Consider the following 19505-nt stretch of genomic DNA (forward strand, 5'->3'; position numbering starts at 1 on the left):
GATGGTGGCAGAAAAAATTTCACCCGGCATGCAGCAGTATCTGGATATCAAAGCTAACTATCCAGATGCCTTTTTGCTGTTTAGGATGGGAGATTTTTATGAGTTATTTTATGAGGATGCAGTTGAAGCAGCTCAGATTTTAGAATTAACCTTAACGAGCCGTAATCGCAATGCAGACAATCCGATTCCTATGGCTGGTATGCCGTATCACTCTGCGCAGGCCTATATTGATACTTTGGTGGAATTAGGGCACAAGGTGGCCATTGCTGAGCAGATGGAGGATCCCAAGCAGGCAGTTGGCGTTGTTAAGCGCGAGGTGGTTCAAGTCATCACCCCAGGAACTGTGGCTGATTCGGGCAAAGGCGACCATGCCAATAACTTTTTGATTGCCATCGATTGCCAGGATGAGAATTATGGCCTGGCCTACATGGATGTGGTAACAGGTGACTTTTTTGTGACCGAGCTGACGGACTTCCAAGCGGTTACCAGTGAAATCCGTAATTTGCGGACGCGTGAAGTGGTTATCGGTTATGGCTTATCAGAGGATGAAGAGCAGCTCTTATCAGGTCAGATGAATCTCTTGCTATCACAGCAGGAGGAAGCCCTGCTCGATAGCCCTTTGATCGCTTCGGGTCTGTCCGCACTTGAGGCCAGTGCGTCTGGGAAATTATTGGCCTATGTAGCGCGGACCCAGTTGAGAGAGCTCAATCATCTGAAGCCTGTTCGGCCTTATCAGATCAAGGATGTCCTGCAGATGGATTACGCTACAAAGGCCAGTCTGGACCTGCTAGAAAATGCACGAACAGGTAAGAAACATGGCAGCCTCTTTTGGCTACTGGATGAGACCAAGACTGCCATGGGGATGCGACTGCTGCGAGCTTGGTTGGATAGGCCGTTGATTAAGCAAGGTCAGATTGAGGCTCGCCAAGAAGTCGTTCAGATCTTTATGGATGCTTTTTTTGAGCGGGCGGATCTGGTTGAAGCGTTAAAAGGTGTCTACGATATTGAACGCTTGGCTAGTCGAGTGTCCTTTGGCAAGTCTACCCCTAAGGATCTCTTGCAATTGGGGCAGACCCTGGGACATGTGCCTCAGATTCGATCGATTTTGGAGGGACTCAATCAGTCTGCCTTAAAGCCTTTGATGGAGCGTTTGGATCCTTTGCCAGAACTTTATGCATTGATTAGCTCTGCCATTGACCCTCAAGCGCCAGCAGTCATTACAGAAGGTGGCATTATCCGAGATGGGTTTGATGAGACCTTGGACAAGTACCGCGTGGTGCTTCGCGATGGGGCGGCTTGGATAGCAGAGCTGGAAGCGAGGGAGCGTGAGGCGACCGGCATTACCAACTTAAAGATTGACTATAACCGCAAGGATGGCTACTACTTCCATGTGACCAACTCGCAACTTGGCCATGTGCCTAGCCATTTCTTCCGTAAGGCTACGCTGAAGAATTCGGAGCGCTACGGCACAGAAGAATTGACCAAGCTCGAACGGGATATCTTAGAGGCTAGGGAGCAGTCATCGACCTTAGAGTATGAGATCTTCATGCGTATCCGCCAGGAGATAGCCAAGTATATCAAGCGTCTCCAAGGTTTGGCTCAGACCATTGCGACGGTGGACGTCTTGCAGAGTTTTGCACAAGTGTCCGAACAGTACCACCTCATTCGTCCTGAATTCACTGACCAATCCAGTCTAGATATTGTCAACGGGCGTCATGCGGTGGTCGAAAAGGTGATGGGGAGCCAGCGCTATGTGCCCAATCATATCCAGATGGGGCCAGAGACAGCCATTCAGCTGATCACTGGGCCTAACATGAGTGGTAAATCAACCTACATGCGCCAGTTGGCGGTCATTGTGATCATGGCCCAAGTTGGGGCTTATGTGCCTGCTGACTCAGCTAGGTTACCGATTTTTGATGCGATTTTCACACGGATTGGGGCGGCAGATGACTTGGTTGGCGGTCAGTCGACCTTTATGGTGGAAATGATGGAGGCCAACAAGGCTATTCGCTTGGCAACAGAAAACTCCCTGATTCTCTTTGATGAATTGGGCCGTGGAACTGCGACTTACGATGGGATGGCTCTTGCTCAGGCGATCATTGAGCATATCCACAACCATGTCGGAGCCAAGACCCTTTTTGCCACCCATTACCATGAACTGACAGAATTGAGCCAGGAACTTGGTCAGTTGGTCAATGTCCACGTAGCTACCCTGGAACAAGATGGTCAGGTGACCTTCCTCCATAAGATTACTCAAGGACCAGCTGACAAGTCTTACGGGATTCATGTGGCCAAGATTGCAGGCTTGCCAGAAAGTTTACTAGAGCGGGCGGATGGGATTTTGCAACACTTAGAAAGCCAATCCAGTCAACTAATTAGCCAATCTCAGATAATGACTGCGTCCGCGAGTGAGCAGCCAGAAGCTATTCAGCAAGATCTTTTTGCCCCTGCTGAAGCCCATCCGGTGGTAGAAGCCCTCAAAGATTTGGACCTCAACAGCATGACCCCGCTTGAAGCCATGAACCTTCTCGCGCAATGGAAAAAAGAGGTGAGATGATATGGAGGAGACTATCCAAAAACAAGAAGCCATAGCTGCTTGTCAGGAAGCCCTAGAAACACTTGAGAAGGCTAAGTCTAGCCTATCCGAGGCGATGACCAGTAGCTGGTTTGACCTCCTAGGCGGAGGCGTTTTGGCCAGTCTTGTCAAGAATGCTCAGATAGATGCTCTAAACGAAGAGCTTAAGGTCCTGCAGAGTCAACTAGAGATAGCCCAAAAAGAGTTGGGAGATGTCACACAGGCCTTAGAGAGTGACTTCTTGTTCTCGGAGAAGCGTTTTCTCTTCGATGTGGTCTTGGACAATGTCTTTACAGATGTCCTAGTCCATGACCAGCTCAAGGAACTTGGTCAGACCTTGGAAAAGGTAGACAATGAACTGAAGAATTACTTGGCTCAACTGCTTGAAGAAGGCTCCGCTTAGTGCGGGGCTTTTGCCGTTTAGATCAGACTTTCGACCACATAGCCAACACCTCTTGAAATCCCTGCTTGAATGAGGTTTAATAGACTTATGAAAGCTAGCGATCATTTAAAACATAAAGGAGAGGATATCGTTGAAAATAGAAGTAAAGATTGCAGACCATCTCAAGGAGGAGACAGTCAGGGTGGAAGGACCGGTCTATAGCCAAAGGATTAGCCAAGTGGTTGATTTTGTCAAGGGCTTAGACCAGGTCAGGAATCGCCTGAAAGCCAAAAAGGGCCAGGAGGTTCATCTCTTAGAGATAGATCGGATTTATCGGCTAGTTATTGAAGACAAGGTTGTCCATATCAAGACAGCGACTCAAGACTTTACCAGCTCTGACAGGTTATACCAGTTCAAAGGCACTCTGCCAGTTCATTTTCTTCAGATTTCCCAGTCTGAAATCATCAATCTCAATCAGTTGGACCATCTCCAGCTGACCCCTAATGGTCTGGTAAAACTGATTCTCAAAAATGGAGAAGTGACTTATTCTTCTAGAAGATACTTATCAAGCATTAAGGAGGCATTGGCATTATGAAAAAATATCTAACCGCAGGAACTTTGGGAATCGCGATTGGCATTGCCATTTCCATCATCATGTCACTGATCTTTGGTGACGGGGCCTATCTGCCAGTCAACCCCGTCTCAACTATGGGGATTTATTATAGCGAACGGTTTACACCTGTTGTGGTCATGAGCATAGCAGTGGTGGTATGGTTTTTGATTGGTTTGCTCTTTCAAGCGGCAGACCTCTGTTTTGAGCAGGAATGGAGCCTCTTGCGAATGAGCGCGACCCACTTTATAGTGGTCAGTATCGGTTTTACGGGATTAGCGATTTTAGCGGGTTGGTTCCCTCTAACTGTTGCTGGGTTGCTCTTTTTCTGGTTGCTTTACGTGGTCATTTACGCGATTGTTTACTGGATGCATTACCGCCAAATGAAGGCCCATGTTGAAAGCATTAATCAGGCTATTGGGTCTTAGATTGGTAAGGAGATTCTATACAACACTAAAATCAATTGAAAGAACAGCTAAATCCCTTTGGACACAAGGGTCTAGCTGTTCTTTTGTCATTTTTAGGTGATAAAGTCTGGCGACTCTTTTGGGTTAGTGACATAGCCCCTGCCCTATCTATTTTATGGTATAATGGTTAAAAAATCACTGGATGCAATGAATTAGGAAATAGATCAAAAGGAAGTGAAAGGAGTTTTACCATGTCAGAAACAAAAATTATCGAACTACCTGAGGTCTTGGCTAACCAGATCGCAGCAGGAGAGGTGGTTGAACGACCAGCCAGTGTCGTCAAAGAGTTGGTAGAGAATGCCATCGATGCAGGAGCTAGTCAGATTGAAATTAAGATAGAAGAAGCAGGGCTCAGCCTCATACAGGTGACAGACAATGGCGAGGGGATGTCTGAGCAAGATGCGGTCCTGAGTTTACGCCGCCATGCGACCTCCAAGATCAAAAATCAGTCAGACCTCTTTCGGATTCGGACATTAGGCTTTAGAGGAGAAGCTCTTCCATCTATCGCCTCTGTTAGCCAGTTGACGCTTGAAACAGCTCGTCCAGAAGCAGGATTAGGGACGCTCTTAGTGACCAAGGCGGGCCAAATGGAGAGCCAAGAAACCACCAGTCGACCTCAAGGAACAACCATTAAAGTTGAAAATCTTTTCTTCAATACGCCAGCTCGTCTCAAATACGTCAAGAGTCAGCAGGCAGAAGTATCCCATATTGTCGATGTCATCAACCGCCTCAGTTTGGCCCATCCAGAGGTGGCCTTTACCCTGATAAATGATGGCAACACTCTTACTCAGACAGCTGGGACAGGCCAGTTGAAACAGGCCTTAGCCGGGGTTTACGGCCTCATGACAGCTAGGAAAATGGTTGAGATAGAGGCTTCTGACTTGGATTTTGAGGTATCTGGCTATGTTTCTTTACCAGAGTTGACCCGTGCTAACCGCAACTATATCAGCATTTTCATCAATGGACGTTATATCAAAAATTTTTTGCTTAACCGAGCCATTCTGGAAGGCTATGGCAGTAAACTCATGGTAGGACGATTTCCCATTGCAGTTATTGATATTCAAATAGACCCTTACTTGGCTGATGTCAATGTTCACCCGACTAAGCAGGAAGTTAGAATCTCCAAAGAGGCAGAGCTTATGAAACTGATTAGTAAAGCTATTGCAGAAAGTTTAAAGGCTCAGGACTTGATTCCAGATGCGCTAGAAAATTTAGCAAAAAAGACCACCCGATCGATTGAAAAACCTGTTCAGACCAGTCTGCCGTTAAAAACGACAAATCTTTACTACGATGCCCAGAAGCAGGACTTTTACTTGAAACCTCAGGAGACTTCTCCACAAATTGCAGAGGATCAGGCTTCTTTACAGGAAGTTGACAGGGGTGTCAACGACGTTGTAAAACAAGTCCAAGAACCTGAGAAGCCGCGTATCAAGATAGCTCAGCGATCAGAGGATATTCCAGGAGACCAAGAACATCCAGATTTATCGAGAACGGAGTTGTCCAAGGCTTTGAAACGTCTGGAGAACGAAGAAACATCAACCTTCCCTGAGCTAGACTACTTTGGTCAAATGCATGGGACCTATCTGTTTGCCCAAGGAAAAGGGGGACTCTATATCATTGACCAGCATGCTGCTCAGGAGCGGGTCAAGTATGAGTACTACCGTGACAAGATTGCAGAGGTGGACGCTAGCCAGCAGCAACTTCTTGTGCCCTATCTCTTTGAATTTCCGGCCAACGATGTGCTTTTACTCAAAGAGCGGATGGAGAGTCTGCGTCAAGTTGGTGTCAACCTTGAGGAATATGGTGTCAACCAGTTCATCCTTCGGGAACACCCGATTTGGATGAAGGAGGAGGAAATCGAGAGCGGTGTCTACGAGATGTGCGACATGTTGCTCCTAACAAAGGAAGTTTCTATCAAGCGTTACCGAGCAGAATTAGCCATTATGATGTCCTGCAAACGCAGCATCAAGGCCAATCATGCCTTGGACGACTATTCAGCCAGAAATCTGTTGGTCCAGCTAGCCCAGTGTGACAACCCCTACAACTGTCCGCACGGTCGCCCGGTTCTTGTCAACTTTACCAAGTCCGACATGGAAAAGATGTTCCGCAGGATCCAGGAAAACCATACCAGCCTGAGAGAATTGGGCAAATACGGGGAGTAAATTTCAGCGTGCCACTTAGCAACTGAACTTAGTAGGAAGATGGTATGTGCACCTACTTGTCAGACAACTTAGTAAGGCAGTGGATTTTTCTAGTAAAATCTGTTTAACCATCAAAAACAATAGCATGTCAAAGGATTTTGGCTAGTCACTTGTATCAATCTCGTGTAAACTTTAGGAGGATAAACCAATGACCATTGGTCAACGATTAAAAACGCTTCGTCAGGAGAAGGGCTATACTCAGGATTATCTGGCTCAGCAACTCTTCTTGTCTCGTCAGACTATCATCAATTGGGAGAAGGATAAGACGATGCCTGACAGTGACAACTTGACACGGCTGTCAACCTTCTATCAGGTCTCCGTCGATGACTTATTAGGGTTGGCACGTTCCAATGAGGTGCTGATGCCATCCAGTCATCGTCACTTGAAACACTACGTCATTTTGTTAGTGGTGCTTGTGCTGGGTTGTTTAATCGCCGTTAAAGGCATACCGCTTATTCCCCTGATTTTACTTGGACTTTTAATTGTCTACATTTGGTCGGAGGTTTGTCACACTAAATCATAGAGGTGACTTTATGCTCCAAAAAACGCAACGTGCACAATTTTTCTATCTTTTGCTCTACCTGCTATTTGTCCAATTGGACCTCTTTCGTGAAGAACTAGGCTATGTTGGGTTTGGGCTATTTGTCTATATCGCATTAGCTGGGCTAGGACTGATCTTATTTGGATCAACCTTGAAACGAGATGGGTCATTTGTTGTCTCTCGTCCCAAAACGTTTGGATTGTATATGATTCTAGGCCTGGTATCTATCCTTCTATTAGATACAATCTTTGGTTATTTGGGGGATATGCTTTTATCCTTCGTTGGGAAGCTGGACTACCAACTGATGAATGATCAACACCTCTCCGCATTAGCAGCTAGTAAGATACCAGCTGGTTTGATTCCTTTTGTAGTCATCCTGTGTGGTCCTTTGGTGGAAGAATTGATTTACCGCATGATACTCTTTGGTTGGTTGGAAGATCATCTGCCAGTGGCTCTTGCAATTGCTCTTCAAGGTCTGGTTTTTGGCATGATTCACATGCACGCTTGGACCTGGCCTGAATTTTTTAGTATTTTACCCCACATGAGTACAGGTTTGGTCCTAGGTTATAGCTACCATACAAGCGGTAGTTTGTGGGTACCTATAGGGCTGCATATTTTGACCAATAGCTTGGGAGTTTTCTAGACGACCCACGATACCCTCATTGTGTTTGGTATCTGGCGGATAGGCTACTTGTCTAGCTTCTAATTTTCCTCCCTTGCCCCGGCCTTTCTTTTATGGTAAAATAAACGAATTGTTTTCCAGGAAAGGGAGTGTAAGTTTGAAAGAATTTTTGGCCCTGCCCAAGCAGTTGCAGTGGCGAGAGGGCTTGATGTTTTTAGCCATTATATTGGGGTCGGCCATTTTCCCTTTTATGTCCATGTACTATGTCCAGTATTTTGGGGCCTTTGTGACGGGGCTTTTGGTCATCCTGACCCAGGCCGCTAGTTTTATGGCCATCTTGTACGGCGGCCACTTATCGGACTCGGTCGGCCGAAAAAAGGTCACTGATTGGGGGAATCTAGGGGTCGTCATTGGCTACCTGATTACATTATTTGCCAATGTTCCTGGCTATGTTCAACCTATTCTGACTTTTATTGGGATTTTTACGGTGGAAGTGGCTTCCAACTTTTCGCATCCGGCCTATGATGCCATGATTATTGACCTGACCGATGAGACCAACCGCCGCTTTGTCTATGCTATCAGCTACTGGATCATCAATGTGGCGGTCATGCTGGGGGCTGGGATTGCTGGTGCCTTTTACGACCAACACTTCTTTGAGCTTCTCTTAGCTATGACGGCTGTTGCCATCTTTACCTATCTGGTCATGCTGTGGAAGTTTGAGGAGACTAGACCAGCGGATTTTGTGTTTGAGCATGGTCAAGGGATCTTGTCGCCCTTTCGCAACTACCGGGATGTGGTTCGTGATCGGGCTTTCATGGTCTACACTTTGGGTGTCGTCCTCTTTTCAGCCGTCTGGACCCAGATTGACAACTATATCCCTGTCCACTATAAGACCATTTACCAGCCGACGGTAGCTTTTGGCTTTGAGGTGACAGGGGCCAAACTCCTTAGTCTGGCTGTTCTGATTAATACGACCATGATCGTCTTTCTCATGACCACGGTCAATCGCCTGACTAAGCCCATGCAACTGATCCCTCAACTCTTGATTGGGGGAAGCATCTTTGCGTTGGGTATTTTCTCCGCCTTTACCTTCAAAAGTCTCTGGCTGATCCTATTATCAGCAGTCGTCTACACAGTTGGGGAGATGATCAATATCCCTGCTAGCCAATTGCTACGAGCGGAGATGATGGACGAAAATAAGATCGGTTCCTACTCAGGCTTTATCTCCATGGCTCAACCGCTGGGTTATATCATTGCAGGTGTCATGGTGTCCATGAGCCAGTTTACAGGCACCTTAGGTGTTCAGATTGTCTTTATTCTCATCGCCTTTTTTGGCCTCTTTTTCACTGTGAAGGGTGCTCAGTTAAAGGGGATTGAACTCTAGAAAGGACCTACTATGTACGACTATATCAAAGGAATCTTAACCAAAATCACCGCCAAAACCATTGTGGTCGAAACCCACGGCATCGGCTACGCCCTCCAGGTGGCCAACCCCTACCGCTTTTCAGATAAGGTGGGGACTGACGTCCAGTTCTACCTCCACCAAGTGGTGCGCGAGGACGCCCATCTCCTCTTTGGCTTTGCTACCGAGGAAGAAAAAAATGTCTTTCTTAACCTGATTTCCGTGACCGGCATTGGCCCAACGACGGCACTAGCCATCATCGCCGTGGATGATAACGACGGCCTGGTCGCTGCCATCGACAGCAGCAACATCACCTACCTGACCAAGTTCCCCAAGGTCGGTAAAAAGACAGCCCAGCAGATGGTGCTGGACTTGGCTGGTAAGTTTGAGCCTAGTGCTACTTCGGCTGACGAGGGTGGCAGAGCTGATAAACCAGTATCTCAAGGCAACCCAGCCCTGGACGAAGCCATCGAAGCCCTCCTGGCTCTTGGCTACAAGGCCACCGAGCTCAAGAAAATCAAGACTTTCTTTGAGGGCACGACAGATACGACTGAGAACTACATCAAGTCGGCTCTTAAGATGTTGATGAAGTAAGGCGTAGGGATTTTCTGATGCGATTGGTCTGAAAATCTGCCAAGGAACCGATGAAAAAATCAGGATAGTCGGCAAGATCTCAGACAAACTAATCAAGAAAATGGCCTGCGGGGCGAAGTCATAGCTGGACACATAATTCATAAAATCCAGGTAAAATAGGGTATCCCCCAAACTAGATACCCAATTATTGATAGTAATCTGGCGATAAATCCGATTTCTAAAGAAAATGTGGTTCTTAGGCTAGCCTTTCAGAAACTCAACTACAAGCAGATGTTGTCGTTAATCGTACTAATTTCAGCGACCAAGATTGTCCTTTATAGTTTGGTTACCCTATTGCTGATTGGTTGGGATTTTTCACTCATCATCGTGTTTTTAGTGTCCTCGCTTAATCTGATTTCCGATACACTCGTCTCTTTCGGCGGTGCCATGACAAGCCCCATATCTATGTGAAAGTCATCGAGGACGATATGGCGGAAGCTATCGGCTTTGTTCAGGCGACTAGTTCACTCGTGTCCATCATCGGTAACCTTAGTGGAGCAGTCTTGCTCGATTTTATTAGTTTTCAAGCCTTACCACTCCTCAATGTACTGACCTTTATCTTTGCTTTTATTGGCGGTCTGTCCATTCGTCGAGGGATGGAGGTGTTTGAGAGGCAGTTGACGGTGCAAGAATCCTTTAGTGTGTCCAACTACAAGAACCATATGCTGGCTTCTATCAAGCAACTGTTGGCCATGACCACCGTCATGAAGGTTCTTTTGACCTCAATCGTAGATAATGTTGTCATCAATTCCACCATGTCGATTCTTGTTTTGCTCTTGATTGAGCAACCTGTGTTGAGTTTGACTACTGGTCAGACCTTCTCTATTTACAGTACGCTGTTTATGCTGGCCATGATCGCTGGTAATTTTTTGACAAGCAAGATTTTAAAAAATGTTGGCCTCAAAACCTTTATCCTCTGGTCTCAGGCCACAGCTTATGTGGTCTTGCTAGGCTATGTGACCAATCAGGTGCTTTTAGTTTGTTTGAGTGCTATTGCCTGTGCCTTTATCAATGGGCTGATGAGTCCACGCTTGCAAGGTAGCGTATGGAAACAGATTCATGAGGGGTCGATGGGAGCTATTCGGTCAGCCATTAGTATGGTCGATGTGGTCTTGCGAGCTTTTTGACCATGCTGACGGTTTGGTTGGCGACTAGTGTCAATATCCCTGTTGCCTCAATCTTCTTACTGGTCTTGCTCTTTATTTCAACGATTTTGACCCTAAAAACAAGAACTTATTGACCAGTCTGAGACAAAACCCTATGTCTCAGGCTTTTTTTGTTATCTGTTCGTAATATTTCTTTGCTAGACTATAAGAGTTAGACTTTTAGAGAATGGAGGATGATGATGTTACATCAAAAAAACAGAGTATATGCCCTGGCTTTGGGGATTTCACTGGCCTTGGTCCTATTAGGAATCGTTATTCCAGGCCCTTTTCAGATGGGGACAGATGCGCTTAGACAGGCGATTACGACAAATTTTGGTTGGTTCTATCTCTTGTTGGTGACAGGGATTTTGCTCTTTTGCTTGTTCTTGATTGTTAGCCCAATTGGTCAGATTCGTCTGGGGAATCCCAATTCCCAGACAGAGCATTCGACAACCTCTTGGATTGCCATGATGTTCTCAGCCGGGATGGGAATTGGCTTGGTCTTCTACGGGGCGGCTGAACCGCTCAGCCACTACGCGAGCTCAACGCCAAGTGCCCCTGCTGGCAGTCAAGAAGCCCTAGCGGATGCCTTTCGCTTTACCTTTTTCCACTGGGGAATCCATGCCTGGGCTGTCTATGCCCTGATTGGCCTAGCCTTGGCTTATTTTGGTTTCCGAAAACAGGAGAAGTATCTCCTATCGGTGACCTTCAAACCTTTGCTGGGTGAGGGTTCAGAAGGTTGGATGGGGCAAGTGATTGATACCCTGACCGTTGTTGCGACGGTAATTGGGGTAGCGACGACACTTGGTTTTGGTGCGGCCCAAATCAATGGTGGCCTGTCCTTCTTATTCGGTATTCCTAATAATCTGTTGGTGCAGACCGTGATTATCATCATCACGACAGCTCTCTTTATCCTATCGGCCCTCTCTGGTTTGGGTAAAGGGGTTAAAATTCTTTCCAATACCAACCTGATTTTGGCCATCGGCCTCTTGGTCTTGGCCATCCTCTTAGGGCCGACTGTCCAGATCTTTGATACCCTGACTGATTCGATCGGGAATTATATCCAGCAATTTTTCCGCATGAGTTTTCGATCGGCAGCCTTTGATGAGACTAAGCGGGATTGGATCAACACTTGGACCATCTTTTACTGGGCATGGTGGATTTCCTGGTCACCTTTTGTGGGGGTCTTTATCGCCCGGATCTCAAAAGGCCGGACCATTCGGGAATTTTTGACGGTTGTGCTCTTGATACCAACCTTACTTAGCTTCCTATGGTTTTCGACCTTTGGAACCTTGTCAACAGCTGTCCAGGCTTCTGGGAATGATTTGACAGGCTTTGCGACAGAAGAAGTCCTCTTTGCGACCTTTAGCCACTATCCGCTAGGGGTTGTCCTGTCGATTGTAGCACTGATCCTTATCAGTACCTTCTTTATCACATCAGCAGATTCAGCTACCTATGTCTTAGCCATGCTGTCTGAGAATGGTAGGCTCAATCCTTCCAATCGTAAGAAGGTCATCTGGGGTGTGCTTCTAGCAGTGATTGCCATCGTCTTGCTCTTTTCAGGTGGGTTAGATGCTTTACAGAACACATTGATTATCGTTGCTCTGCCATTTTCCTTTGTGATCATCGTCATGATGGTGTCGCTCTTGAAAGAGCTCTATCATGAAAAAGATGAGATGGGCCTCAGCATTAGCCCGGATCGTTATCCAAAGAAAAATCAACCCTTTAAGTCGTACGAAGACTAAGGTTCGGTTTAACAACGCTTTAGGGACTTGATGATAAAAAAACACAAGCTTGAAGTTCTGGGAAAATCCCGTCTTCAAGCTTGTGTTTTATGATTTATGGATTGAGTGAGACATGGACGTGGTCGTAGTGGTTTTCTGTGATGCTACCACGATCTGGCATCAGGTTCCAGGTATAGGCAGGTCCATAGATGCTCGGATAAGGCGAGTAGAAGCGCTGCTTCCAGATGATGTAGGAAATGCCTTTAGCAGACATATTGGCAGCGGCGTAATCTGCAATAGAATCTCCAAGCGCGGAGCTCTCAGGAACCATAAAGTCAACTGCTAAACCTTTGCCATGATCACCACTGTCCCCTGGACGGTACAGACTGAAAGAGCTAATACCGTAGAGGCTTGCTACTTCATCTTTAAAGGCGATGGTTTGTGGTTGAAGCCCAGTATTGTCGCCGTATGATGTGGAAGCGACTACAGCTGGTGTAACAGGTGCAACAGCTGTTTCGACAACAGGAGCTACTTCTGTAACTGGTGTTGGTTCGACTGCCGGAGCTGGTTGGGCTGGGGTTGTCTCTGCAACAGGCTGAGTCACTTCAATGGCTGATACCACTTCGGTGGTAGGTTGTGTCACTTCAGTGGCTGGGGCAGTTTCAAGGGCAGGCTGAGTCACCTCAGCTGGAGTGTTGGTTTCTGTTGTAGTTAGGGGAGAACTTGTCACCGGTTCAGCGACCGGAGTTACAGTTGGTACTTCTGAGGTTGTTACAGCTGGTTCGGCAATGGCCTCGCTACTTGTCGTAGTCTCAGCAGTGGCATGCTCAGTAACCGGAGAGACAGGTTGGGTGATATCCTCGACAAGAACTGTTTGATCGTCCACTTTGACTTCGTTGGTTGTCAAATCAGCGCTAGCCACGACCTGTTGGTCTGGGTTTTCAGGAAGAGGCGCCTGGATTTCAACATTTGTCAGATTGTTGGATTGATCGTAGGTTGTTTTTAAAACCGTATCTGGGAAAATCAAATCTAAGTTAGCGATTTGGTTGATGTTGGCCAAGACCATCATGTCGATGCCCATGGCTTCAGCGATGGTGCTCAGCGTGTCCCCGTACTTAACAGTGTAGGTCTGGGTCTCAGTGAGTGATTGGACATCGTTTGGATTGGCTGCGCTCGGTTGAGGCGTTAGTTCAGCTTTAATCTCTTCAATGGATCGCGGTGTCCAGTTGAGTGCCTGAAGACTAGTCGTGGAGATGAAGCTCGCAAGAAGTGTTGATGTCGCGAGCATTTTTTTCGTTAATGATTGTTTCATTGCTATTCCTTTCTTTTCGTATAGCTGACATCCATCTTACCATAAAAATGGCAGTTACAGAGGAATAATGGGCCCTTTTAACTAAAATGATGTGAAGCTGTCATAAAGGTCTTGTTCTGTAACAAACGGTAATAATTGGTAATATAAGACTGGCCTTGGGAAGAGTCTATGAATCGTCTATCCTATCTTGAAAAATAAGCTTAAAAATGCTATACTAACACTAGGAAAGAAGAGGATTGACCATGAAAAAATACAGGTGGCTGTGGCTTGCTATGATCGCCATTTGCTTGGGTGCCTGCGGGACCAAGGAAACGAAACCAGTCAAAGAGGAAACGACTCAATCAAGCGAGGAAGCGGTTCTGAAAACGCAAGTTTTTGATTTGAGTTTGACTAACGGTAAAACGCAACGCCAGACCGTGCTTTATAAGGGAAACACCATCCAGAAGATCATTTTGCGCAATCCTATGGAGGTTACTGAGGAAATCAAGCAAGCGATCGGTGAAATTGGTCTTGACGAAACCAAGCGCTTATTGCTTGAATCAATGAACAAGGATGAGGTTTATCAGCGATTAGCTGATATTTCAGGCTTGAGCTATGAAATAGACTTTCCAGATGAAAACCAGCTTTTTATCACCTTTACCTTAGATGTTCCTAACTTGGAGGCTAATAAATTAGCGCAATCGCCCATGTTTAAGGGATCTGGTCTGGAGGATGTTTCAAAACTCACTGCTGAGCAATACCTGGAGCGTTTAGCAGCTTACGGAGCACAGCCAGTGATTGCTGGTCAAGAGGAAACGGAGGATAGTCCTCTCTTTACCTTGGAAGATGAATAAAAATACTTGTAGAAGCTGTCAAAATCGGTTACAATAAATAAAGAAAGATTTTTTACGAAAAGAGGGAGGGTGTCTTATGGGATTTACAGATGAAACTGTCCGATTCAATCTCGATGATATCAATAAAAAAGAGATCGACGAAACGCTGACGACCGTCTATCATTCCTTGAATGAAAAAGGCTACAATCCAATTAATCAGATCGTGGGCTATGTACTAAGTGGAGACCCTGCTTACATCCCTCGCTACAATGATGCGCGTAATCATATTCGAAAATATGAGCGTGATGAGATTGTGGAAGAGTTGGTTCGCTTTTACTTAAAGGGTCATGGGATTGATTTATCATGAGAATCATGGGACTTGATGTCGGTTCAAAGACCGTCGGTGTAGCAGTATCGGACCCCTTAGGCTTTACAGCGCAGGGACTTGAAATTATCCCTATTGATGAAGCTAAGAGTGAGTTTGGTCTGGAGCGTTTAGCTGAATTAATCAAACAGTATCAGGTGACTAAAATCGTCATCGGTCTTCCCAAGAACATGAACAACACGGAAGGGCCTCGTGTAGAGGCTTCACGGGCTTACGGAGATATGGTTGCAGAACGGTTTGGATTGGCGGTTGATTATCAGGATGAACGTCTGACGACTGTTGCTGCGGAGCGCATGCTGGTTGAACAGGCTGATTTGAGCCGGAACAAACGCAAGAAAGTGATTGATAAGTTGGCTGCTCAGCTTATTTTGCAAAATTATTTAGAGAGAACATTTTAAAAGGAGGCCTTATGGCACACGAACACAACCACGATCATAATGAGGAGCGCGAGCTTATCACACTTGTCGATGAAAATGGCAATGAAACGCTTTTTGAGATTTTGCTAACCATTGATGGTCAAGAAGAATTCGGCAAGAACTATGTTCTTTTGATTCCAGCTTCTGCTGAAGAAGATGAAAATGGCGAAGTTGAGATTCAGGCTTACTCATTCACTGAAAATGAAGATGGAACAGAAGGAGATCTCCAGCCGATTCCTGAAGATTCCGAAGCGGAGTGGGACATGATCGAAGAAGTTTTCAACAGCTTCTTGGACGAAGAATAAAAATAAATGAGTCAGCCTAGGCTGGCTTTTTTAGGTTCTCAGTGGAAAGAGAGTCGCTTCTACACAAACTAGTGCAACTTTAGCTAAACTTTTGACTTTAAACACCTGCTCTAGCCTATTTTTAATTTTCAACAGCTGAACTGCTTAGAAACTTAAAATTAATACTCAAATCGCTTGACTTTACGCTGGTTTTTTTGGTATTATATAAAACGGTATTGTTTACCCCATTTGAAAGGCCCCGGAACCTTCCAAATACTTTTAGGTGGGCCGGAACACCCACCATCTGTAAACAAATATTACGAATTCGTATAGGAGAAATCATGAACAAAACAACTTTTATGGCTAAACCAGGCCAAGTTGAGCGCAAATGGTACGTAGTAGATGCTACTGATGTACCTCTTGGACGTCTTTCTGCAGTAGTTGCTAGCGTACTTCGCGGAAAAAACAAACCAACTTTCACACCACACACTGATACAGGTGATTTTGTCATCGTTATCAATGCTGAAAAAGTGAAATTGACTGGTAAAAAAGCAACGGATAAAGTTTACTACACTCACTCACTGCACCCAGGTGGTTTGAAGTCTATCACAGCAGGTGAATTGCGTTCTAAAAATGCAGTGCGCTTGATCGAAAAATCAGTAAAAGGCATGCTTCCACACAACACTCTTGGACGTGCACAAGGCATGAAATTGAAAGTCTTTGTTGGAGCTGAGCACACCCATGCTGCACAACAACCAGAAGTACTTGACATTTCAGGTTTGATCTAAGGGAAAGGAGCAATAAATAATGGCACAAGCACAATATGCAGGTACTGGCCGTCGTAAAAACGCTGTTGCACGCGTTCGTTTGGTTCCAGGTACTGGTAAAATCACAGTTAACAAAAAAGATGTAGAAGAGTACATCCCACACGCTGACTTACGTCTTGTTATCAACCAACCATTCGCAGTGACTTCAACTGAAGGTGCTTACGATGTATTCGTAAACGTAAATGGTGGTGGTTACGGTGGTCAATCAGGTGCGATCCGTCACGGTATCGCGCGTGCACTTCTTCAAGTAGATCCAGACTTCCGCGATGCATTGAAGCGCGCTGGCCTTCTGACTCGTGATGCACGTATGGTTGAACGTAAGAAACCAGGTCTTAAGAAAGCTCGTAAAGCTTCACAATTCTCAAAACGTTAATATCAGCGATATATCAACGTTTACAGGCACTTTGCAAGTCACTTGCAAGGTGCCTTTTTTGTGGAAAAGTGGGCTTGGTAATCCTTTTGGTAATCTCTTAAGACCTGGTTAAATTTGGTTGGAAAAAGAAAGCTAGGGTTAGTTAGCTTTATTGAGGTATTCAGCGAATTTGGTAATGGAATGTTTTTCACCAGCTTTTGTGGCATGGCTATAGGTGTCTAGAGTCATTTGACTACTGGTATGTCCTAAACGTTTGGCAGTATTGACAGAGTCTATTCCCATCTCAATCATCAGTGTTGCATGAGTATGCCTAAAACCATGTGGACTGATTTTCTTTAGTTTATACTGGCGAATAATTCGTTTTAGAATGTTGTTGATGTAGTCAGCTTGGTGACTCGATTGATGGAGGCGGTGGAGAAAGAAATTTCAGTCATACCCCAAAAGAAGTCCCGCAAAAAGTGACTAAAACTGTTGGCAGTAGCCAGCGGTTTTATGGTGTTCTTTTGAAATTCAGTTGCCTAGCAATGTCACCCCCGTATTTAACCCGGGACAATGAGAAAGGACTGAGAAACTTGAGTTTAGGTCTTTGCGAGCTCAGATAGTGTATACACACTATCGAAAAAACAAACCATCAGGAACAAGTCTGAGAGCCCCTTTCCTGATGGTTTATATAATCTAAAGATTGATATGAATTATTTTTCTAAAATTTAATTGGTATGTGTACGATTTTTTAATTAAACTGTTTATAGTATTTCTCGTTAAACAGTTTTTGAAGATTGATGTTTGGTTTGGGTTGTGCTTCTAGGATAGGAGTGATGATTTTGTTCAGAAGTACTTCAGCTTCTTTTTGATATTGTTTATCAGAACTTGCTTTATCAATATCATCAGTGTAGTAATAAGAAAATTGGCCATTAATATCATTAAAGACATAGCTTATATTTGTATCTGTATTCCAAAGATCTATATCTAATCCCTGAGTTAGTACTATATTATTATCTAATAAAATTGCACCGTTGCCTTTTAAATTATAGGAGACTCCATTTATTTCTGGACGTTCAATATCATCTAGGTAGGTCAATATAATGACTAATTCAGGATTAGTTCCTTCTTTCCGAGGCAGGTGTTGGACATAATAGCCTGCGTAATAAGATAGATTGTAGGCGATATAAAGTTTTCCAAGACCCCAAAGGATGAGGGTAGAACATGCTAGGGTGAGTGTGATAAGCAGTTTTTTCATAGATTTTTCGTTAGTTAAACTGTTTATAGTATTTCTCGTTAAACAGTTTTTGAAGATTGATATTTGGTTTGGGTTGTGCTTCTAGGATAGGAGTGATAATCTTGTCCAGAAGTACCTCAGCTTCTTCTTGATATTGTGAATCAAAATTTTTACTATCTATGTCATTTGTATAATGATATGAGTAGCTACCAAATTTATCGAAGATATATTTCTTATCTTCCGTATGATTCCAGAGATGAATATATGTTTTGAGACTTAATATTACAGAATTGTCCTGTATAATGGTACCGTTATCGTTGATTTTGTAGGTCAATTGATGTGTATTCGGTCTTTCAATATCATCTAGATGGGTCAATACAATAACTAATTCAGGGTTGGTTCCTTCTTTTCGAGGCAAGTGTTGGACATAATAGCCTGCATAATGAGACAGATTGTAGGCCATATAAAGTTTTCCAAGGCCCCAAATGATGAGGATTGAGCATACTAGGGTGAGTAGGAGTAATAGATTTTTTTTCATCATCGTTTTCCTTTTGATTTTAATTTCGGCTTAGGTGTGGCTTTCGGCTTAGGTGCGGCTTTCGGCTTAGGTGTGGCTTTCGGCTTAGGTGCGGCTTTCGGCTTAGGTGTGGCTTTCGGCTTAGGTGTGGCTTTCGGCTTAGGTGTGGCTTTCGGCTTAGGTGTGGCTTTCAGCTTAGGCGTAGCTTTAGGTTTAGGCGTAGCTTTAGGTTTAGGCGTAGCTTTCGGCTTAGGCGTAGTTTTAGGTTTAGGAGTTACTTTTTGAATGATGGATCGTATTGGTTTTGCAATTACATTCACAATAGAAGAAATCGGTTTTAGTTATTTTGCAGGAGAGCTTTTCTTAGATTTAGAGGAAGAGTCTTTTTTCTCAGGGATGATAAGATTTATCATTTTCTTGAGATTTTCCTGAGTCGATTTTAACATCTTCTTCCCTGTGTCAATAACTGGCTTAGTAATGGCTTTGACCTTATTGACAACTTTTTCAGCATAGATACCAGAAATATCTTTAACAGCCTCGAAGGGTTTTTTACTCCATCGTTCCATGGTTCCCCCAAGAGCAGTTTTATCTGTGATGGCAATATTTTGAGCGATATCCTTAAGTCGTCTTCCTCTTAATAGAGCGTAACCCAAAGCTACGACACCTCCAGTGGTAAAGCTTGCTTCAAGTATGTCCAGAGAGGCTTTGGCCTCGGCTTTTTTCTTATCTTTGTCGTAACTTTCTAAAAATAGGTTCTGACGTTTTTCATTTAAATCACTTTGACCATAATAAGCCTTAATCCTTTCTGCCAAAGGTAGGTTCTTATATTTGGGATGGCTGCTTAAGATGATAGCATCCATATCTGAGTGAACATCTTTAAGAGAGTTATAGGTGTAAATATCTCCGACAAAGGAGTTGAGTTGCAAGATTGTTTCTTTATTATATCTACCAACGACTACTTTTCCCAATTCGATATTGGTTGGTATTTCTAATGCTCTAGATTTGTGCCAAATGGCATTGTCCATTACTAAAACAATATAGTCATTAGGGTAAGCTAAGGA

At 44.6% G+C, this 19505-nt stretch carries 21 protein-coding genes and 2 pseudogenes; 18 read left to right on the forward strand and 5 right to left on the reverse strand.

The features are described from left to right. Position 1 precedes the first annotated feature (1 nt). The 12 genes from mutS to ABID29_RS08310 all read left to right on the forward strand — a co-directional run bounded on the left by mutS (position 2) and on the right by ABID29_RS08310 (position 12323). Entirely contained in the window at positions 2-2557 is a 2556-nt protein-coding gene (gene mutS, locus ABID29_RS08255; RefSeq protein WP_354365683.1) for a DNA mismatch repair protein MutS, read from the forward strand. A 1-nt stretch (position 2558) separates the two neighbouring features. Next, positions 2559-2978: a hypothetical protein gene (locus ABID29_RS08260; protein WP_354365684.1), complete on the forward strand. Its 420-nt coding sequence runs from the start codon at positions 2559-2561 to the stop codon at positions 2976-2978. A 130-nt stretch (positions 2979-3108) separates the two neighbouring features. Further along, positions 3109-3552: a LytTR family DNA-binding domain-containing protein gene (locus ABID29_RS08265; protein ID WP_354365685.1), complete on the forward strand. Its 444-nt coding sequence runs from the start codon at positions 3109-3111 to the stop codon at positions 3550-3552. Next, positions 3549-3995 (forward strand): DUF3021 domain-containing protein, encoded by a 447-nt coding sequence (locus ABID29_RS08270; protein ID WP_354365686.1) that lies wholly within the window; start codon positions 3549-3551, stop codon positions 3993-3995. Before ABID29_RS08265 ends, ABID29_RS08270 begins: the two co-directional genes overlap by 4 nt. Before the next feature lie 230 nt (positions 3996-4225). Further along, the gene (mutL, locus tag ABID29_RS08275; RefSeq protein WP_354365687.1) at positions 4226-6196 is read left to right on the forward strand and encodes a DNA mismatch repair endonuclease MutL; all 1971 of its coding nucleotides are present in this window, start codon (positions 4226-4228) and stop codon (positions 6194-6196) included. A gap of 187 nt (positions 6197-6383) precedes the next feature. Further along, positions 6384-6758, forward strand: coding sequence for a helix-turn-helix domain-containing protein (locus ABID29_RS08280; protein WP_354365688.1), 375 nt, complete (start codon positions 6384-6386; stop codon positions 6756-6758). A gap of 10 nt (positions 6759-6768) precedes the next feature. Then, the gene (locus ABID29_RS08285; protein WP_354365689.1) at positions 6769-7419 is read left to right on the forward strand and encodes a CPBP family intramembrane glutamic endopeptidase; all 651 of its coding nucleotides are present in this window, start codon (positions 6769-6771) and stop codon (positions 7417-7419) included. A 136-nt stretch (positions 7420-7555) separates the two neighbouring features. Then, positions 7556-8782 (forward strand): MDR family MFS transporter, encoded by a 1227-nt coding sequence (locus ABID29_RS08290; RefSeq protein WP_354365690.1) that lies wholly within the window; start codon positions 7556-7558, stop codon positions 8780-8782. 12 nt (positions 8783-8794) lie between these two features. Then, positions 8795-9394, forward strand: coding sequence for a Holliday junction branch migration protein RuvA (ruvA, locus tag ABID29_RS08295; RefSeq protein ID WP_354365691.1), 600 nt, complete (start codon positions 8795-8797; stop codon positions 9392-9394). A 228-nt stretch (positions 9395-9622) separates the two neighbouring features. Further along, on the forward strand, positions 9623-9844 hold the full coding sequence (locus ABID29_RS08300; protein ID WP_354365692.1) for a hypothetical protein: 222 nt from the start codon (positions 9623-9625) through the stop codon (positions 9842-9844). Positions 9845-9861: 17 nt separating this feature from the next. Beyond that, a complete protein-coding gene (locus ABID29_RS08305; RefSeq protein ID WP_354365693.1) occupies positions 9862-10560 on the forward strand; it encodes a hypothetical protein in 699 nt (232 codons plus the stop codon). Between the two features lie 218 nt (positions 10561-10778). Continuing rightward, a complete protein-coding gene (locus tag ABID29_RS08310) occupies positions 10779-12323 on the forward strand; it encodes a BCCT family transporter (protein WP_435533160.1) in 1545 nt (514 codons plus the stop codon). 94 nt (positions 12324-12417) lie between these two features. Here the strand turns inward: ABID29_RS08310 and ABID29_RS08315 are convergent, their stop codons facing one another. Continuing rightward, positions 12418-13614, reverse strand: a complete 1197-nt coding sequence (locus ABID29_RS08315) for a LysM peptidoglycan-binding domain-containing protein (RefSeq protein WP_354365695.1) — start codon at positions 13612-13614, stop codon at positions 12418-12420. Between the two features lie 242 nt (positions 13615-13856). Between ABID29_RS08315 and ABID29_RS08320 the strand changes: the two genes are divergently transcribed. From ABID29_RS08320 to rpsI, 6 genes are all read left to right on the forward strand, one after another. Further along, the gene (locus tag ABID29_RS08320; protein WP_354365696.1) at positions 13857-14447 is read left to right on the forward strand and encodes an SP0191 family lipoprotein; all 591 of its coding nucleotides are present in this window, start codon (positions 13857-13859) and stop codon (positions 14445-14447) included. Positions 14448-14523: 76 nt separating this feature from the next. After that, complete coding sequence (locus ABID29_RS08325; protein ID WP_354365697.1) at positions 14524-14793, forward strand: IreB family regulatory phosphoprotein; 270 nt, start codon at positions 14524-14526, stop codon at positions 14791-14793. After that, entirely contained in the window at positions 14790-15209 is a 420-nt protein-coding gene (ruvX, locus tag ABID29_RS08330; RefSeq protein WP_354365698.1) for a Holliday junction resolvase RuvX, read from the forward strand. The genes ABID29_RS08325 and ruvX overlap by 4 nt, the downstream gene beginning before the upstream one ends. Positions 15210-15220: 11 nt before the next feature. Next, positions 15221-15532: a DUF1292 domain-containing protein gene (locus ABID29_RS08335; RefSeq protein WP_354365699.1), complete on the forward strand. Its 312-nt coding sequence runs from the start codon at positions 15221-15223 to the stop codon at positions 15530-15532. A gap of 320 nt (positions 15533-15852) precedes the next feature. Beyond that, on the forward strand, positions 15853-16299 hold the full coding sequence (gene rplM, locus ABID29_RS08340) for a 50S ribosomal protein L13 (RefSeq protein ID WP_027972471.1): 447 nt from the start codon (positions 15853-15855) through the stop codon (positions 16297-16299). Positions 16300-16318: 19 nt separating this feature from the next. Continuing rightward, complete coding sequence (gene rpsI / locus ABID29_RS08345) at positions 16319-16711, forward strand: 30S ribosomal protein S9 (protein ID WP_354365700.1); 393 nt, start codon at positions 16319-16321, stop codon at positions 16709-16711. A 138-nt stretch (positions 16712-16849) separates the two neighbouring features. On the opposite strand, the pseudogene ABID29_RS08350 reads toward rpsI, so the two are convergent. From ABID29_RS08350 to ABID29_RS08365, 4 genes and pseudogenes are all read right to left on the reverse strand, one after another. Further along, positions 16850-17098: pseudogene (locus ABID29_RS08350) on the reverse strand (tyrosine-type recombinase/integrase); the annotation flags it as partial. A gap of 343 nt (positions 17099-17441) precedes the next feature. Beyond that, positions 17442-17948, reverse strand: a complete 507-nt coding sequence (locus tag ABID29_RS08355; protein WP_354365701.1) for a hypothetical protein — start codon at positions 17946-17948, stop codon at positions 17442-17444. 10 nt (positions 17949-17958) lie between these two features. Next, complete coding sequence (locus tag ABID29_RS08360) at positions 17959-18465, reverse strand: hypothetical protein (RefSeq protein ID WP_354365702.1); 507 nt, start codon at positions 18463-18465, stop codon at positions 17959-17961. 320 nt (positions 18466-18785) lie between these two features. Continuing rightward, a pseudogene (locus ABID29_RS08365) lies at positions 18786-19505 on the reverse strand (hypothetical protein); the annotation flags it as partial.

The sequence above is a fragment of the Streptococcus rupicaprae genome (assembly GCF_040545225.1).
GTDB classification, from domain to species: domain Bacteria; phylum Bacillota; class Bacilli; order Lactobacillales; family Streptococcaceae; genus Streptococcus; species Streptococcus rupicaprae.

What these genes read in the sequence shown, in the direction of transcription:
- mutS (WP_354365683.1), top strand. Translation starts at nt 2, where the DNA reads ATGGTGGCAGAAAAAATTTCACCCGGCATGCAGCAGTATCTGGATATC.
- ABID29_RS08260 (WP_354365684.1), top strand. Translation starts at nt 2,559, where the DNA reads ATGGAGGAGACTATCCAAAAACAAGAAGCCATAGCTGCTTGTCAGGAA.
- ABID29_RS08270 (WP_354365686.1), top strand. Translation starts at nt 3,549, where the DNA reads ATGAAAAAATATCTAACCGCAGGAACTTTGGGAATCGCGATTGGCATT.
- mutL (WP_354365687.1), top strand. Translation starts at nt 4,226, where the DNA reads ATGTCAGAAACAAAAATTATCGAACTACCTGAGGTCTTGGCTAACCAG.
- ABID29_RS08280 (WP_354365688.1), top strand. Translation starts at nt 6,384, where the DNA reads ATGACCATTGGTCAACGATTAAAAACGCTTCGTCAGGAGAAGGGCTAT.
- ABID29_RS08285 (WP_354365689.1), top strand. Translation starts at nt 6,769, where the DNA reads ATGCTCCAAAAAACGCAACGTGCACAATTTTTCTATCTTTTGCTCTAC.
- ruvA (WP_354365691.1), top strand. Translation starts at nt 8,795, where the DNA reads ATGTACGACTATATCAAAGGAATCTTAACCAAAATCACCGCCAAAACC.
- ABID29_RS08305 (WP_354365693.1), top strand. Translation starts at nt 9,862, where the DNA reads ATGGCGGAAGCTATCGGCTTTGTTCAGGCGACTAGTTCACTCGTGTCC.
- ABID29_RS08310 (WP_435533160.1), top strand. Translation starts at nt 10,779, where the DNA reads ATGTTACATCAAAAAAACAGAGTATATGCCCTGGCTTTGGGGATTTCA.
- ABID29_RS08315 (WP_354365695.1), bottom strand. Translation starts at nt 13,614, where the DNA reads ATGAAACAATCATTAACGAAAAAAATGCTCGCGACATCAACACTTCTT.
- ABID29_RS08320 (WP_354365696.1), top strand. Translation starts at nt 13,857, where the DNA reads ATGAAAAAATACAGGTGGCTGTGGCTTGCTATGATCGCCATTTGCTTG.
- ABID29_RS08325 (WP_354365697.1), top strand. Translation starts at nt 14,524, where the DNA reads ATGGGATTTACAGATGAAACTGTCCGATTCAATCTCGATGATATCAAT.
- ruvX (WP_354365698.1), top strand. Translation starts at nt 14,790, where the DNA reads ATGAGAATCATGGGACTTGATGTCGGTTCAAAGACCGTCGGTGTAGCA.
- ABID29_RS08335 (WP_354365699.1), top strand. Translation starts at nt 15,221, where the DNA reads ATGGCACACGAACACAACCACGATCATAATGAGGAGCGCGAGCTTATC.
- rplM (WP_027972471.1), top strand. Translation starts at nt 15,853, where the DNA reads ATGAACAAAACAACTTTTATGGCTAAACCAGGCCAAGTTGAGCGCAAA.
- rpsI (WP_354365700.1), top strand. Translation starts at nt 16,319, where the DNA reads ATGGCACAAGCACAATATGCAGGTACTGGCCGTCGTAAAAACGCTGTT.
- ABID29_RS08355 (WP_354365701.1), bottom strand. Translation starts at nt 17,948, where the DNA reads ATGAAAAAACTGCTTATCACACTCACCCTAGCATGTTCTACCCTCATC.
- ABID29_RS08360 (WP_354365702.1), bottom strand. Translation starts at nt 18,465, where the DNA reads ATGAAAAAAAATCTATTACTCCTACTCACCCTAGTATGCTCAATCCTC.